Here is a 14,825-nt window from a genome sequence, read left to right as displayed (position 1 = left end):
CTTCCTCTCGTTTATGTTTTTTCGAAAGTTAATCACAAATGATTTTCCATTTCAATTAAATCAGTTTAGATATTATATATAGAAATTATATATATTTTATAAATATAAAGATTAGAATTGTTCTAAACTACTTCTGAAATCAAGGGTTTTTTGTTAAAAAAACAATAAATATTATCGACTGCCATCATACTCATTGCAAGACGTGTTTCATGTGTCGCACTACCGACGTGAGGAAGCACAAAACAGTTATCTAAATTTAAATATCTATTATCTAAATTTGGTTCATTGTTAAAAACATCTAATCCAGCTGCATAAATTTTTTTATTTTCTAGTGCATCTATTAATGCATCGTCATCAATTGTTGAACCTCTTGATGTGTTTATAACTACAGCATGTTTTGGTAACAAGCTAATTGTATCTTTATTAAGAATGTATTTTGTTTCTGCAGTAGCTGGGGTGTGTATGCTCACAAAATCACAATTTGGTAACATTGAATTTAAATCTGAATAGTATTTTGCACCATCCTCTAAATCTGCAGACAACTTATTTCTATTATAATAAATTATTTTCATGCCAAATGCTTTTGCACTTTTAGCAGCCATTCTTCCTATTCGTCCCATACCAATAATACCTAAAGTTTTGCCAGTGACTGAATTACCAATCATAAATTTAGTTAAGTCAGGTTTTTGATTTTTCCAATTATCAGTTCTAACTAAATTATAAGCTTCGCCAATTCTTCTTGAGGTAGCTAAAATTAAAAGAATAGTAAGCTCTGCAACAGCTTCATTTAACACGTTAGGTGTATTGGTAACTTTTATTTTTTTTTCTAAAGCAGAGTTAACAGAGATATTATCATACCCCACTCCCACCTGAGCAATGATTTTTAATTTACCATTTAGATTATTGAAAAAATTTTCTCCAATTTTATCAAACCCTGTAGAAATCATCCCATCATAGTCGTTGATAATTTTAATTAACTCACTTTCTGGGATTGGTTCATCTTTTGGATTTAATGTTACATCAAATTCTTTACTAAGTTTTTCCTCTGCTAAATCTGAAATTTTTCTAGAAACTAATATCTTAGGTTTCATTTAATGTGAATCTCTAGGTAAACCTTTTGTATGAGATACATCCAAATATTTTCCTCTAGAATTTATACATGCACCATCGTCTAATTGACCCACAGTATTTCTAAAAATTTCTTGCCATGGAGTTTGATTATTTGGTTTAAATACTTTTTTGTTTTTTCTTCGTTTTTTAAATTCAGCTTGAGAAATCAATAAATCAACTCTTCTTTTATTTAAGTCTATTTTTATTTTGTCATAAGTTTTAACAATACCTAGATCTCCACCTACTGCAGACTCAGGTGAAACATGAAGTATTGATGGGCTTTCTGATGTTCCGCTCTGTCTTCCATCTCCAAGAGTTGGTAAATGTCTTATTCCTTTTTTTAACAACCTGTCTGGTGGTTGCATGTTCACTACTTCTGCAGATCCAGGATAACCAACAGGTCCACAACCTCTTATAATTAATAGAGAGTTTTCATCTATTTTTAACTTCTTATCATTAAGTCTTTTATGATAATCCTCAGGACCTTCAAAAACTATTGCTTTACATTCAAAAACATTTGGGTGCTTAGGATTTGACAAATATTGATCTCTAAATTCTTTACTGATTACAGATGTTTTCATAATAGCAGATGAGAAAAAGTTACTTTTCATAACTAAAAATCCAGCTTTTTCTGTTAGAGCATTTTTAAATGTTTTGATTACCTTGTTATCTACATCAACTTTCCTTCTTAAATTTTCTCCTACAGTTTTTCCTGTGACTGTCTTTATTTTTGTATGAATTTTTTTGTTTTTAATTAATTCTTTCATTACCGCAGGTATAGCTCCAGCTCTATGAAAACTCTCCATTAAGTATTCTCCTGCAGGTTGACAATTCACTAATAACGGAATGTTGTGACCAAGTTTTTGCCAATCAGAAAGATCAAATTTAATTCCCATATGCTTTGCAATAGCACTTAGATGAGCGGTGCAGTTGCTTGAGCCACCAATAGCACTTGCAACTACTACTGCGTTTTCAAAAGCTTTACGTGTCATAATTTTTGAAGGAGTTAAATCTTCATGAACCATTCCAACAATTCTTTTTCCTGTTTCATATGAAATTTGTTCTCTTTCTCTATAAGGAGCTGGAATAACTGCACCCCCTGGTAAAGACATACCCAATGCTTCAGCAACAGAGTTCATTGAAGAAGCTGTTCCCATAGTATTACAATGTCCAGCACTTGGTGCAGAAGATGCAACCATATCCATAAATTCTTCGTATTTAATTTCTCCTTTGGCTAACATTTTTCTTGCTTCCCAAACTACCATTCCTGAACCAGCTAATTTACCTTTGTAAACTCCATCTAACATTGGACCACCTGATAAAACTATTGCAGGAATATTTACAGTTGCAGCTGCCATCAAAGCAGCTGGAGTAGTTTTATCACATCCTGTTGTTAAGATAACTCCATCAATTGGGTATCCATATAAAACCTCTACTAGTGACAAATAAGAGAGATTTCTATCCAACATTGCTGTTGGTCTTTTTCCAGTTTCTTGAATTGGGTGAGTTGGAAATTCCATTGGTATACCGCCTGCTCTTCTAATTCCATCTTTTATTCTTTTACTCAAAGACATGAAATGCCTGTTACATGGAGAAAGATCACTGCCAGATTGTGCTATTCCTATAATTGGATTTCCAGATTGTAATTCTTTTCTTGTAAGACCATAATTTAAATACCTTTCTAAATATAAAGCCGTCATGTCAGGGTTTTTTGGATTATTGAACCACTGTTGACTTCTAAAGGCTTTTTTTCTTTTTTTAGGCATAATTAATATAATGGTTTGTTTAAGTTATTGGTTATATAATAAATTTATGAATAATCTAATAGTTTTAAATGGCAATGACAATGTTGGCGTAAGTCAATTTATCATACCAGAAAAAACAAAAATTGAAGGTCATAATATAAGTACATTGGATCCAATCCCTTTTGGTCACAAAGTGTCTTTAAAACAGATTAAAAAAGGTGATCCTATTATCAAATATGATCAAATTATTGGTTTTGCATTGGATGATATTAAGCCTGGACAGCATGTTCATTCGCATAATTTAGAATTTAGAGAGTTCAAAAGAGATTTTAAAGTTACAGATAAAAAACATATTATTGATGAAAAAGCAGACACCTTCTTTAATGGAATTTTAAGAGATAATGGACAGGTTGCTACTAGAAATTACATTGGAATTGTAAGTACTGTTAATTGCTCTGCAACTGTCACTAAGATGATCGTTGAGAGGATTAAATATTCTGATATTTTAAAAGATTACCCAAACATTGATGGCATAGTACCAATTACTCACTCGACAGGTTGTGGAATGAACACTGAAAGTGAAGGAATGCAAATTTTTCAAAGAACTATAGATGGATTTAAAAATCACCCTAATTTTTCTCATGTTTTTGTTATAGGTTTAGGATGTGAATGTGCGCAAGTCAGTTTGTTTGATGAATCGTTAAAGAAACATAACCGAATTCATTTTCTAACTATCCAGGATGAGGGTGGAACTAAAAAAATAGTAGAGAAAGTATTATCCCAAATTAAAAATTTACTTTCAGAAGCCAATAATGTTCAAAGAACTTCACAACCAGTAAGTCATTTAACTTTAGCTCTTCAATGTGGTGGCTCTGATGGATATTCAGGAATAACTGCTAATCCTGCATTAGGAGTTGCGGCAGATCTATTAGTTAAAAAAGGTGGAAGTTCAATTTTATCTGAGACACCAGAAATTTATGGAGCAGAACATTTATTAATTAATAGAGCTAATTCACAAAAAACTGCTGACAAGCTTTTAAAAAGAATTGAATGGTGGAGACATTACACAACAATTAACAATAGTTCTATGGACAATAACCCTGCACCAGGAAACAAAAAAGGTGGTCTAACAACTATTTTAGAAAAATCTTTAGGAGCAGTTGCTAAAGGAGGAAACTCAATTTTACAAGATGTATTAAATTATGCCGAACCTCTTAAAAACAAAGGTTTCAATTTTATGGATTCACCTGGATATGATCCAGTTTCTGTTACAGGTCAAGTTGCATCAGGAGCGAATGTAATTTGTTTTACAACTGGAAGAGGATCTTGTTTTGGATGTAAACCAGTTCCAAGTTTAAAACTATCAACTAATTCAGCAATGTTTGAAAGAATGTCAGAAGATATGGATATTAACTGTGGAACAATAGCTGAAGGAAAAGAAAAAGTTGAAGAAGTTGGTCAAAAAATATTTGAATTAGTAGTAAATACTGCATCAGGAAATAAATCTAAGAGTGAAATCAATGGCTACGGTGACGAGGAGTTCAATCCTTGGCAAGTAGGCGTTGTAATGTAATAAATTTTCTAAAGTGCAAAATCAAACATCTATATTAAACGTAATTTTATTAGCTGCGGGCGGTTTCTTTATGTTTGTTTGTATGGATTCTACAGCAAAATATTTGGGCACTGTTATGCCAGTTACACAAGCAATATGGGGAAGATTTTTTTTTCACTTAGTATCTTTAATTATATTTTTTTTAATATTTAAGCCAAAAGTAAATCTAAAAAAAAATTTTAAAGTCCAAATAATAAGATCAATATTGATGGTGACAGCAACAACCTTTATGTTTTTTTCTCTTCAAAAGTTTGACCTAGTAGATATTTATGTAGTGTTCTTTACTGCTCCATTAATTGTTTCTTTGCTTTCTGCTTATTTTTTAAAAGATATTTTAACTTTCAAAGGAATAATACTTATGCTCTTAAGTTTTGGCTCTATTATTTATTCTTTAGGTCCAAGTATGAAAATATTTAGTATAGATTTAATATTTCCAATAGTTCCCCCTATATGCTGGGCTCTTTATCAATTTTTCACAAAAGTTGTGTCAGGAGACAATGATCCTTTCGCAGCAATTTTTTATACCTCGATTTTAGGTGCAATAATTTTTACTATATTTATTTTTTTTAATTGGGAGCCGTTAGACAAAAATATTTATTGGTTGTATTTACTAATACTTGGTGTAGCAGGTTTTGTTAGTCACTCGTTAATCATTTATGCCATCCAACTTTCTAACCTATCTTTTGTAACTAACTTTCAATATTCGCAACTAATTTGGTCAACAATCATAAATTTTTTAATCTTTAGTGTACCATTTGATATAAACAAACTTATTGGAGTAGTTGGAATTATAGTTTTTGGTATACTATTTATTAGAACTGAAGGATCAAAAAAAACAACTTGAAGAGGGATTAATGAAAAATATTGGTTTTATTGGTGTTGGTTATATGGGTTATGGAATAGCCAAGAATATTATTAAACACAAAAATAATCTTTTTGTAATTGCTAACAAAAATCGTAAACCCATTGAAAAGATAGTAAGTGAAGGAGCTGAAGAAGTTAAATCATTTGAAGATTTTGCATCTAAAAATTTAGATGCTTTATTTATGTGTGTTACCAACACACCAATTGCAAAATCTATTTCAGAAAAATTGTCCAACATATTAAGTAATAAAACAATTGTAATTGATATTACTACTCACAATAAAACAGGCTCCATTGAAACTGAGGCAATTTTTAAATTAAATAATATTAACTACGTTGAATGCCCGGTAATGGGAGGACCTGTCCAAGCAGAGGAAGGTGTTTTAGGTGGTATTGTTGGAGCATCAGATGAGAATTTTAAAATAGCAGAGCCTTATTTTAATATATTTTGTAAGCATTATTTTCATTTTGGTCCAGTTGGCATGGGTGCAAAATCAAAACTTTTAAATAACTTTTTATCTTTAGGAAATGGAGCATTAGTAAATCATTTAGCAAAATGTGCTACTGGATTAGGATTAGATCTAAAGAAAGTGTTTGATGTTGCAAAGTTAGGATCTGGAAACTCTGCGGCCCTAAACAGAGTTTTTGATAATTTGCTTAAAGGTGATTACACAGGATTTAAATTTACCGCAAGTAACTCTGTTAAAGATTTAACTTACATTCAGGATCTTTTAAAAGATTTTCCTGAAGCTAAAAAAGTTGCTGAACTAAATAAAAATTATTTTCAAAAAGCTGTTGATGATGGTTATGGAGAAAATTTTATTAGTGAATTAATAAATAAAAAGTAATTGAAGTAAACTAAATAAAATATCGGGAATCTACTAAAGCAGTAGGTTGTATTCAACATATTTATTTACATAAAATACAAATAAATTTATTGAAAATAATTTTAATATAATTAACTTTTTAGATGAAGGAGGTTTATGTTAAAATTACTACCACCTGATACTTAGCTGAAGATCTTTAGATATCAAAAAACTTAAAAGTAATAAAATCCGTTTGGATTTAATGCCAAAGAGGCTATAAAAAGGGAGCTCTTTAGGTATCAACTAAAGAGCGAACCCTTAAAAAAAATCAATTTTTAGACTTCAATATTTCGAGCGGAAGTGGTGCTTCTGGATATTTTTTATCACACAACTTCTCATAAATTTCACAAAAGTTAAAAATTGTTTTCACAACTTCATTTTCGTCTCTTGAGTTCAATTTTGTAATTAGTTTATCTCGATCTTTTTCTAACTCTTTAATTTGTTCACCTGAAAAAAATTCTCCAGTTTCTATTTCCCAATAAGTATCCTCTAATTCAACATCATTTAACTCATTTAATTTTTTTTGTAACATTTTAATTGTTTCGTCCTCTGTTTTTGTGTTTCTCATAGGGGAATTTTTTAATTTACCTAAACATTTGTCTTTTAAACCATCGATAAAATGGTCGTAAGGTTTTCCTAAACTTAAATCTTTAAAATGATTGCTAACAAAATATTTTTTTATTGCCAATTCTGTGGAAATTTTTTCTTTACCTTTAATTATTGCAACTTGAACATATATTTCTTGAGAAACATATTCCTCTATATGATCTGTTACAGTTAGTGGAATCATTGTCTATTTTTAAGACTAAAGTCTATTGTGGTACTCTATATTTTGAGTGACATGCCTTACAGTTTGCCCACATCAATTTTCCTAGAGTTCCTTTAATGTCATCTGCATCTTCTATAATAGAAGTAAGTTTAATCATATCATCAGCAGATTTTTGCATTAATTCGTTAAAAGCATCTTTTTCTTCCCAAATTATAGGTAGTGCTTCTGTTTTAAATCCTTCTTTAGAATTTTCTGGAAATAGATCTAATAAAGTAATGTAATTTTCATTCATTTCTTTCATTAGTTCTATCGCTTCGTCAAAATCTCCATTTGAGGAAAAAGACTGAACCCTCTTAGCGGTGCTATAATTCTTACTAAATAGTGCTTTTCTACTTTTAATAATATCCTCTACTGACAATTCTGCATTAGCTAATGAGCCAGAAAACATCATTATAAAAGACAATATTGTTGTACCAAAGATCTTTTTGATATGTTTTAATATGCTATGCATGTTAAGAACACCTTAACAGAATATGGAATAATATCAAAGTTATTGCACTGGCTAAGCGCAATTTTACTTTTAATTCAAATTCCTCTTGGATTTTATTTAGTTGATTTAGATTTTGGGGAAGAAAGAATAACTATTGAAAATATTCATGTGTTGGTTGGGCTTGGAATATTTTATGTTGTAATTTTTAGATTACTAAATAATTTAATTAATCCTATACCAAAGTTAGGTCCTGCCACTTTTTTAGGACAAAGGTTTATTGCTAAACTAAATCATTTGTTTTTATACATAGCTATCTTGTCAATAACTATATCTGGAATATTAAAAAAACTATTTAATGGTGAATCCTTAGTGATTTTTTTTAAAAAAATAAAAATAGAAGATAATTTTGAACTTGCTGATCAATTTTACAATATTCATATCTTATCAAACTATGCTCTGATCGGTCTAGTTGCTCTACATATAAGTGCCGTTATAATTCACAAATTATTCTTTAAAGAAAATTTATTAAAGAAAATATTGTAAATAATTCCTGATACATATGGAAAAATCTTCTATTGGATATATTTTAAAATTATCTATTCCAATTTTTTTTGCTAATTTAGCTATTCCACTAGTAGCTATAATTGATACTTCTTTAATGGGGAACTTGGGAAATGTTTCCTATTTATCCGCAACTTCTGTTGCAGCAAATTTATTTTCAATGATTTTTTGGAGCTTTGGATTTTTAAGAATGGGAACAGTCGGAATGGTCTCACAAGCAAATGGAGCTAAAAATTATAAGGAAATTTTAAATATTATATTAAGAAATTTGTTATTTGTAATAATACTTTCTATTGTCTTATTTTTTGCTCAAAATTTAATTCTTAAGATAAGTCTACAAATTTTTGAACTAAATACTCAAACTACTACTTTTTATGAAGAATATTTTAAAATTAGAATTTATTCAGCCCCAGGTGAACTTACTCTTTATATTATAACGGGTCTCTTTGTTGGATTACAAAAAACAAAAATTTCAAGTATTGCAGTAGGTTTTTTCTCAATATTAAATATTATACTGAGCATAATTCTCGTAACTCAATACAATTTAAATATTAAAGGTGTTGCATATGGAACTCTTTTTTCTGGGATAATTACTTCTACTGCATTTTTATTTTATACTTTTGTTTATTTAAACAAGCTCACAAAAATTAATTTTATAATAAGAGAGATAGTCGATTTAAATAAATTAAAAAATATTTTTAATATTAATTTTAATATTTTTATTAGAACTATATTGCTTACTTTTTCTTTTTTATGGTTCACATATCTCGGATCAAAAATTGGAGAAGAGTATATCGCTGCTAACGCGATATTAATTAATCTTGTTTTTCTATCTGCATTTATTTTAGATGCTTATGCATTTTCAACTGAGGGAATTATTGGTTATTCTTTGGGAAAGAAAGATAAAAATTTATTCAGTACTATTGTTAAAAATTCTTTTATTTTAAGTTCAGTTACAGGATTAAGTATTTCTATTGTGTATTATTTTGTTCACAAGAATGTGATTTATATGATGTCTGATATTGATCAAATAAGATCTTTAAGTTTAGATTATTCAATATGGATGATTATTTTACCTTTTTTTGCATCTTTTTGTTATCAATTTGACGGTATTTTCATTGGAGCCTCTCAAACAAAAGAAATTAGAAATGCTATGTTTTTCTCTGTTTCTTTGTATTTATTAATTTCATTAGTTCTCACAAATTACATTTCAAATGATGGGGTTTGGATATCGCTAACTATATTTATGATCTTGAGAGCGTTGTCTTTATATTATTATTTAAACAAGATTTATTTAAGATTTAATGGCAACTAATACCAAATTTCTTTAATCTCCAATAATTATAAGGCCATGGAGTTAAAAAACCAACAATAAGCATTATTGGCACAACCCACCATGTTAACATGGCCCCACCTGTTAAAAGATAATCTGTCAAATTCATTGCAACTTCCATACTAACCATTGAGATAAAACTCATTCCTAAGGCAGTTTTTAAAGCATCTTTAAATTTAAAATTTTGTTTGATTAAAATTATAGTTTCTAAAATAATTTTAAAGACAAATCTGTCGCTGCCATAACCATAAGATAACGTCCCACTTTCCCTATAGCAACCAGGATTAAAAAATCTAAGAAACGAATTCGCATAGTACCCGCAACAAAGGTTAGCGGATCTCCAACTATAGGCAACCAAGCAAACAACAAAGACCATTTACCATACTTCAAAAACCATTTGGAAGATCGCTTCATTTGTTTTTGATTAAATGGAAACCATTTTTTGGACTCAAATTTTCTAGAATAAATTCCCAAAACCCAATTAAAAGATGAACCAAGTATGTTACCCAAGCTTGCTACAAGCAGTAATATGAAATTGTTATAAGATTGAACGGCCATAAGTCCTGCAAGCATAATTTCTGATGATAAGGGTAAAATAGTAGCTGCTAAAAAAGAAATGACAAAAAGAGTTATATAACTCATTTTTCAAACTCAAGAAGATTTACATTAGCATTGCTACAAACCAACAAACCAAAAACTATGGTCGCTATCACTTTCTTCATGTTTCGTGATACCAAAAAATTGATGTTAAGTCTTTGCATGTATTAGGTTGATTTTTAAAAGTTAATTGTCTTTAATTCCTGTTGCCTGTTGTATTTTGCCGGTAGCTTGGTGCAGGGCACATAGTTACTTATTTAATGATCCAAAAAATGATATTTATTATATAAACTAAAATACTATAAAATAAGAACATCAGAAATTTATCTTTTCCTGATTTTTCTTTCCAATTCAAAGTAAATAAAGTAGATGGAGATGCAATCAATAAAATAACTCCAACAACAATTACCAATACTGATAAAATTATAAATACATTCATATTAATTATAGATAAATTAAATTTAAGATTAACAAATTCTTAATAGAAAACCTATTTTATTTAGTTTATCTAATTTTTTTCATTTTTATCAAAATAGCTGTGCAAACAAAAGCATTATAAGCAAGCAATGCTATAACTACATAAATATGAGTTTCCATGTCTTTCCTTTTTTTGTTTAAACATTAATTTAATCTAGTTTAATATATAGCTGATAAAGAATTATGCATATTAACTATAATTTTAAATGGAAAACTCGGCATTTCTTTGTGTTATTGATCTCCATAATTCTTACCTATCTATTTTTTTATTTAAGATCTGATTGGTCACTCATGCACCGGTGGAATAGAGCTGTAGGAGATGCAAGTTTTTTATTGATCGCTATTTCAATGTTAATTGGACCACTATCACGATTGTACAAAAAAATAATTTTTTTTGTTCCCTGGAGAAGAGAGTTAGGAATCTACGGAGTTATACTTGCTTTAATTCATGTTGGGATTATTCTTGCTGGTTGGGTTAGTTGGGATTTATTAAGATTAATTGGCTATGTTATACATCCTCAAACACAAAATTATGTGATGTTAGAGCATGGGTTTGGTCTTTCTAATATTATTGGAATTATTGCAATTATTTATGGCTTAATATTAGCTATTGCTTCAAGTAATTGGAGTCAAAGATTGCTCGGAAGCTCTGTGTGGAAATTTTTGCATCAAAGCGCTTATGTTTTGTGGATGTTAATTGTTATTCATACTGGATATTTTTTATTCATTCATTTTCAACACTTTCATAAAAGAATACCTGATCCAAATTGGGCTCAAATTCCTTTTCTTACAATAGTTATTTTAGTTATTTCACTTCAATTATTTGCTTTTATAAAAACTTGGAAAAATAATAAAAGATAAATTTAAAAAAAAAATTTTAATGTTGGCTTATTTAAGTTTTCTTTATATTTTGAAGTATTTTTCATTAGTATATTTAATGACAAGCAATTCCAAATTTCTTTAATCTCCAATAATTATAAGGCCAAGGGGTTAAAAAACCCACTGTTAGCATTATTGGAACTACCCACCATGTTAACATAGCGCCACCAGTTAAAAGATAATCTGTCAAATTCATTGCAACTTCCATACTAACCATTGAGATAAAACTCATTCCTAAGGCAGTTTTTAAAGCATCTTTAAATTTAAAATTTTGTTTGATTAAAATTATAGTTTCTAAAATAATACTTGTAATTAAACCATTAATAATTGCTAAAGTCATAATAGCTAAAACAGGCCATGGTATACCTGTTATTTGAAAATATAAAATAGTTCCAAAGTCTCCAATTGCACAACCTAACAAGCACCAAGCGGTGTTCTTAGCACTTCTTTTCCAAGTGTGATTACAAGACCAATTAAATGATATAGTTTTTTCCAACTTTAAATTTTAATTTATATCTAACTTAGCTATCATACCGACATCATAGTGACCCGGTACATTGCAGGCAATTTCTACATTGGAAGCATTTTCAAATTTCCATATCAAATCTTTACTACCTTTAGGCTCCAATAAAACACTATTAGCATGAAAATGTCCCATTGATTTGTCCATCTTTGACATTTTTTTCATTTTATCTTTATCAATACTATCAACTAATAAAATTTCCATTTCAACCATTTTTTGCATTTCAGATTGATGCTGAATGTGCATTTTTGGGTTTGCAATGTTAAATTCATGAACTAGTTCACCAACATTTTCTACCTCGAACTTTATAGTTTCACCTGATTGAACTTGAAAAGAGCTCGGTTCAAAATAATTATCATACATCAATACTTTGATAACTCTTGTGACATCTTCTTGTTTACCTTTTTTACCTATCATCATGCTCTTATCAGCAAAAGCAGTTGAGATTGATAGAATTATAGAAATTGTAGTAATAAATAAATGTTTAATCATGTGCCTTACATAGGTTTTTTGTATAAAAATTCAATATGTTAATTAAGTTTTAATTGGTATTCATAGTTCTCTTTTGACCAAAAAGATTTGATATAAGCCAAAACACTATCAATTTCTTTATCAGACAATTTGTCGCCAAAGCCCATCATTTTTCCTTCATAATTTTTAACTAATTTTGCAAGACCATATTTTATAATACCATGTAGTGTTTTGTCATCATGGTGCCAGGCATGACCTGTACCATTTAAAGGTGGAGCTTTTCTGTGACCATCTTCGTCTACCCCTTTCCAATTCTTTGCTCCGGATAAATTAATCATATGACATGAAGCACAATTCTGTTCATATAATATTTTACCTCTTTTAATCATCATTTTAGAATCTGTAGTAATCGGAAAATGATTATTTGCAAAAGTAGTATTTGATAAAAATAATAGAACTATAAAAATTTTAAAAATATTTATAAATTTTATCATTCTGATTAAATTAATTAATATTAAGTCCATGTTTTTTCCATTTTTCTAAACCACCAATTAAGTGAAAGCAGTTACCAAAATTATATGATTTAGAAATCTGAACTGCCAATGTAGATCTGTGTCCGTGAGCACAGTAAAAAAGAATTTTTTTATCTTTTAAACTATTTTTATTTTTTTCTATATAATCATGCATGGAGGGAAAAGGAACTATAGTGCTGTTATCTATTTTGCCTTCTTTATCTATTTCGTTTTGCTCTCTTAAATCAATTAAAACTGTGTTTTCTTCTTTTTTAATCTTGTTAAACTCCTCAGGCTCAATTCCATTATTAACTTTTTGACGATTTAAATCAATGCCCAATTTAAGATTACTAGGAACAGCAACATCCATCATTTTAGGATCTGGTAAATTTAAATTATTCATAATATCCACGTACTCTTCAACTGATTTTACCTGTAACCTTGGATTAAATTGTCTTTCTTCTATGATGGTACTTACCATTTCTCCTTTGTAATCATGTGCTGGATAAACTAGAGTTTGATCAGGAAGTTTTAATAATTTGTTAAATATTGAATTATATGAGTCTTTAGGATCACCGTTTTGAAAATCTGTTCTACCAGTACCTCTAATTAATAATGTATCTCCTGTAAAAACTCTATCGCCCATCAAAAAACTAAAGCTCTCAGAAGTATGACCAGGAGTATATAAAGCTTGTAAATCAATTCCATCTATTTTAATTATCTCTTCATCTGATACTCTCATTGCAACTACATCGGCAGGAGTTTTATTGCCCATAACAGTTACACAATTAGTTTTATCTCTTAGTTCAGCAATTCCAGAAATATGATCTGCATGAATATGGGTATCTATCACCTTTACTAATTTTAAATCTAATTGATTTAACAAATTGATATACTGATCTACTTTTTCTAAGACTGGGTCAATTATTAAAGCTTCACGTCCCCTTCCAGATGCAATTAAATAAGTATAAGTGCTAGAAACACTGTCGAATATTTGTCTAAATATCATTTTAGATAAATATCAAAAACCAATAAGAAATTAAACCAGACAAAATAGTTGCGATTATATTTCTTGAAAAATAACCAACAATTATAGCAACAATTGCTGCAAATATTTTAGGATCATCCATTTCAATGAACTGACCGTAGTCATTTATAAAAATTCCCGGGAATATTATTGCTGGAAATACTGCAGATGGAACATAAGCTAACACAGCTTTTATTTTATCTCCCAACATATCTCTACTTACTAAAGCCACCATCGTCATTCTAGTGAAGTAAGTTAATATACCTGCAACAATAATTGATAACCAAGTCATTTTATTTTTTTAACCTCAATATTAAAGCTGCAACAAACAAAGCAATTATAGGTGCAATAATTATATAAGATCTAAATGGAGCATCATAAAATAATAACGAACTTAATCCACATACAATCATAACAATCAAGTGATCAATTTTTTTTAAATCTTGTATTACAATAGCTATAAAAGTAAGTGGTATTGCAAATTTTAATCCAAGTTCTTCTGGAACAAATGAGCCTAAAATTATTCCTGATAATGTAGAAATTTGCCAACAAACCCACATCGTGCAACCTGTACCAATTAAATGATAATGTAAGTATTGCTCTGATTTATTTTTTTTAAAAAATTTATTAGATTCTGCAAAACCTTGATCCACAATAATATAAGAGATTAATAATTTTTTAATTAATGATAGTTTTTCTAAGTACTCTGATAAGACCGCACCATATAAAAGATGTCTTGAATTAATAACTCCTACAGATGTTGCTGCTATCAATCCAGATGCACCTCCTGATAATAATTGCAAAAAAACAATTTGTGATGCGCCCCCAAAAATAATAATAGACATTGCATAAACTAATAGAGGATCAAATCCTAATTCAACACCAATAGCTCCACAGATTATTCCAAATGGAACCACAGACAACATATGAGGAGAAATATCTAGCATTCCTCGGGTAAATAATTGTTTTTTAGTAAGCATTTAATTTGG

General features: G+C 29.2%; 18 protein-coding genes and 1 pseudogene. 6 read left to right on the top strand and 13 right to left on the bottom strand.

Features of this window, described 5'->3' with window-relative positions; all coding sequences use genetic code 11:
• Positions 1-122: 122 nt before the first annotated feature.
• Entirely contained in the window at positions 123-1,091 is a 969-nt protein-coding gene (locus ACQY31_RS07310; protein WP_428079827.1) for a 2-hydroxyacid dehydrogenase, read from the bottom strand.
• Positions 1,092-2,876 carry an IlvD/Edd family dehydratase gene (locus ACQY31_RS07305; RefSeq protein ID WP_428079826.1) on the bottom strand — a complete coding sequence of 595 codons (1,785 nt, stop codon included), beginning with the start codon at positions 2,874-2,876 and terminating at the stop codon, positions 1,092-1,094.
• Between the two features lie 46 nt (positions 2,877-2,922).
• Between ACQY31_RS07305 and ACQY31_RS07300 the strand changes: the two genes are divergently transcribed.
• Genes ACQY31_RS07300 through ACQY31_RS07290 form a run of 3 tightly spaced genes read left to right on the top strand, consistent with a single transcriptional unit; the run spans position 2,923 to position 6,179 of the window.
• Positions 2,923-4,428, top strand: coding sequence for a UxaA family hydrolase (locus tag ACQY31_RS07300; protein WP_428079825.1), 1,506 nt, complete (start codon positions 2,923-2,925; stop codon positions 4,426-4,428).
• 13 nt (positions 4,429-4,441) lie between these two features.
• A complete protein-coding gene (locus ACQY31_RS07295) occupies positions 4,442-5,311 on the top strand; it encodes a DMT family transporter (protein WP_428079824.1) in 870 nt (289 codons plus the stop codon).
• A gap of 10 nt (positions 5,312-5,321) precedes the next feature.
• On the top strand, positions 5,322-6,179 hold the full coding sequence (locus ACQY31_RS07290; protein ID WP_428079823.1) for an NAD(P)-dependent oxidoreductase: 858 nt from the start codon (positions 5,322-5,324) through the stop codon (positions 6,177-6,179).
• A 286-nt stretch (positions 6,180-6,465) separates the two neighbouring features.
• Here ACQY31_RS07290 and ACQY31_RS07285 read toward each other — a convergent pair whose 3' ends face one another.
• Positions 6,466-6,987: a hypothetical protein gene (locus tag ACQY31_RS07285; RefSeq protein WP_428079822.1), complete on the bottom strand. Its 522-nt coding sequence runs from the start codon at positions 6,985-6,987 to the stop codon at positions 6,466-6,468.
• Positions 6,988-7,009: 22 nt separating this feature from the next.
• Complete coding sequence (locus ACQY31_RS07280; protein WP_428079821.1) at positions 7,010-7,477, bottom strand: cytochrome c; 468 nt, start codon at positions 7,475-7,477, stop codon at positions 7,010-7,012.
• Between ACQY31_RS07280 and ACQY31_RS07275 the strand changes: the two genes are divergently transcribed.
• On the top strand, positions 7,472-7,999 hold the full coding sequence (locus tag ACQY31_RS07275; RefSeq protein ID WP_428079820.1) for a cytochrome b: 528 nt from the start codon (positions 7,472-7,474) through the stop codon (positions 7,997-7,999). The genes ACQY31_RS07280 and ACQY31_RS07275 overlap by 6 nt on opposite strands.
• A gap of 16 nt (positions 8,000-8,015) precedes the next feature.
• Positions 8,016-9,332, top strand: a complete 1,317-nt coding sequence (locus ACQY31_RS07270; RefSeq protein ID WP_428079819.1) for an MATE family efflux transporter — start codon at positions 8,016-8,018, stop codon at positions 9,330-9,332.
• Here ACQY31_RS07270 and ACQY31_RS07265 read toward each other — a convergent pair.
• The 3 genes and pseudogenes from ACQY31_RS07265 to ACQY31_RS07255 all read right to left on the bottom strand — a co-directional run.
• Positions 9,319-9,567: pseudogene (locus tag ACQY31_RS07265) on the bottom strand (DUF4396 domain-containing protein); the annotation flags it as partial. The gene ACQY31_RS07270 and the pseudogene ACQY31_RS07265 overlap by 14 nt on opposite strands.
• Positions 9,558-9,992, bottom strand: coding sequence for a YqaA family protein (locus ACQY31_RS07260; RefSeq protein WP_428079818.1), 435 nt, complete (start codon positions 9,990-9,992; stop codon positions 9,558-9,560). The gene ACQY31_RS07260 and the pseudogene ACQY31_RS07265, both read right to left, overlap by 10 nt.
• Before the next feature lie 208 nt (positions 9,993-10,200).
• On the bottom strand, positions 10,201-10,386 hold the full coding sequence (locus ACQY31_RS07255) for a hypothetical protein (protein ID WP_428079817.1): 186 nt from the start codon (positions 10,384-10,386) through the stop codon (positions 10,201-10,203).
• Positions 10,387-10,715: 329 nt separating this feature from the next.
• On the opposite strand from ACQY31_RS07255, the gene ACQY31_RS07250 reads away from it, so the two are divergent.
• On the top strand, positions 10,716-11,285 hold the full coding sequence (locus ACQY31_RS07250) for a ferric reductase-like transmembrane domain-containing protein (protein WP_428079816.1): 570 nt from the start codon (positions 10,716-10,718) through the stop codon (positions 11,283-11,285).
• Between the two features lie 73 nt (positions 11,286-11,358).
• Here the strand turns inward: ACQY31_RS07250 and ACQY31_RS07245 are convergent, their stop codons facing one another.
• From ACQY31_RS07245 to ACQY31_RS07220, 6 genes are read right to left on the bottom strand one after another with little or no spacing between them, the layout of a single operon-like run.
• On the bottom strand, positions 11,359-11,787 hold the full coding sequence (locus ACQY31_RS07245) for a DUF4396 domain-containing protein (RefSeq protein ID WP_428081208.1): 429 nt from the start codon (positions 11,785-11,787) through the stop codon (positions 11,359-11,361).
• Positions 11,788-11,808: 21 nt separating this feature from the next.
• Complete coding sequence (locus ACQY31_RS07240; protein ID WP_428079815.1) at positions 11,809-12,318, bottom strand: cupredoxin domain-containing protein; 510 nt, start codon at positions 12,316-12,318, stop codon at positions 11,809-11,811.
• Between the two features lie 38 nt (positions 12,319-12,356).
• Positions 12,357-12,791 carry a c-type cytochrome gene (locus ACQY31_RS07235; RefSeq protein WP_428079814.1) on the bottom strand — a complete coding sequence of 145 codons (435 nt, stop codon included), beginning with the start codon at positions 12,789-12,791 and terminating at the stop codon, positions 12,357-12,359.
• 10 nt (positions 12,792-12,801) lie between these two features.
• On the bottom strand, positions 12,802-13,818 hold the full coding sequence (locus tag ACQY31_RS07230) for an MBL fold metallo-hydrolase (RefSeq protein WP_428079813.1): 1,017 nt from the start codon (positions 13,816-13,818) through the stop codon (positions 12,802-12,804).
• 1 nt (position 13,819) lies between these two features.
• Positions 13,820-14,128, bottom strand: a complete 309-nt coding sequence (locus tag ACQY31_RS07225) for an AzlD domain-containing protein (protein WP_428079812.1) — start codon at positions 14,126-14,128, stop codon at positions 13,820-13,822.
• Between the two features lies 1 nt (position 14,129).
• On the bottom strand, positions 14,130-14,816 hold the full coding sequence (locus tag ACQY31_RS07220; RefSeq protein ID WP_428079811.1) for an AzlC family ABC transporter permease: 687 nt from the start codon (positions 14,814-14,816) through the stop codon (positions 14,130-14,132).
• Between the last annotated feature and the right edge of the window lie 9 nt (positions 14,817-14,825).

It is taken from the genome of Candidatus Pelagibacter sp. (assembly GCF_965262185.1).
Lineage (GTDB): Bacteria > Pseudomonadota > Alphaproteobacteria > Pelagibacterales > Pelagibacteraceae > Pelagibacter.
The sequence above is the reverse complement of the archived record's forward strand: the minus strand, read 5'-3'. Positions and strand labels throughout refer to the sequence as shown.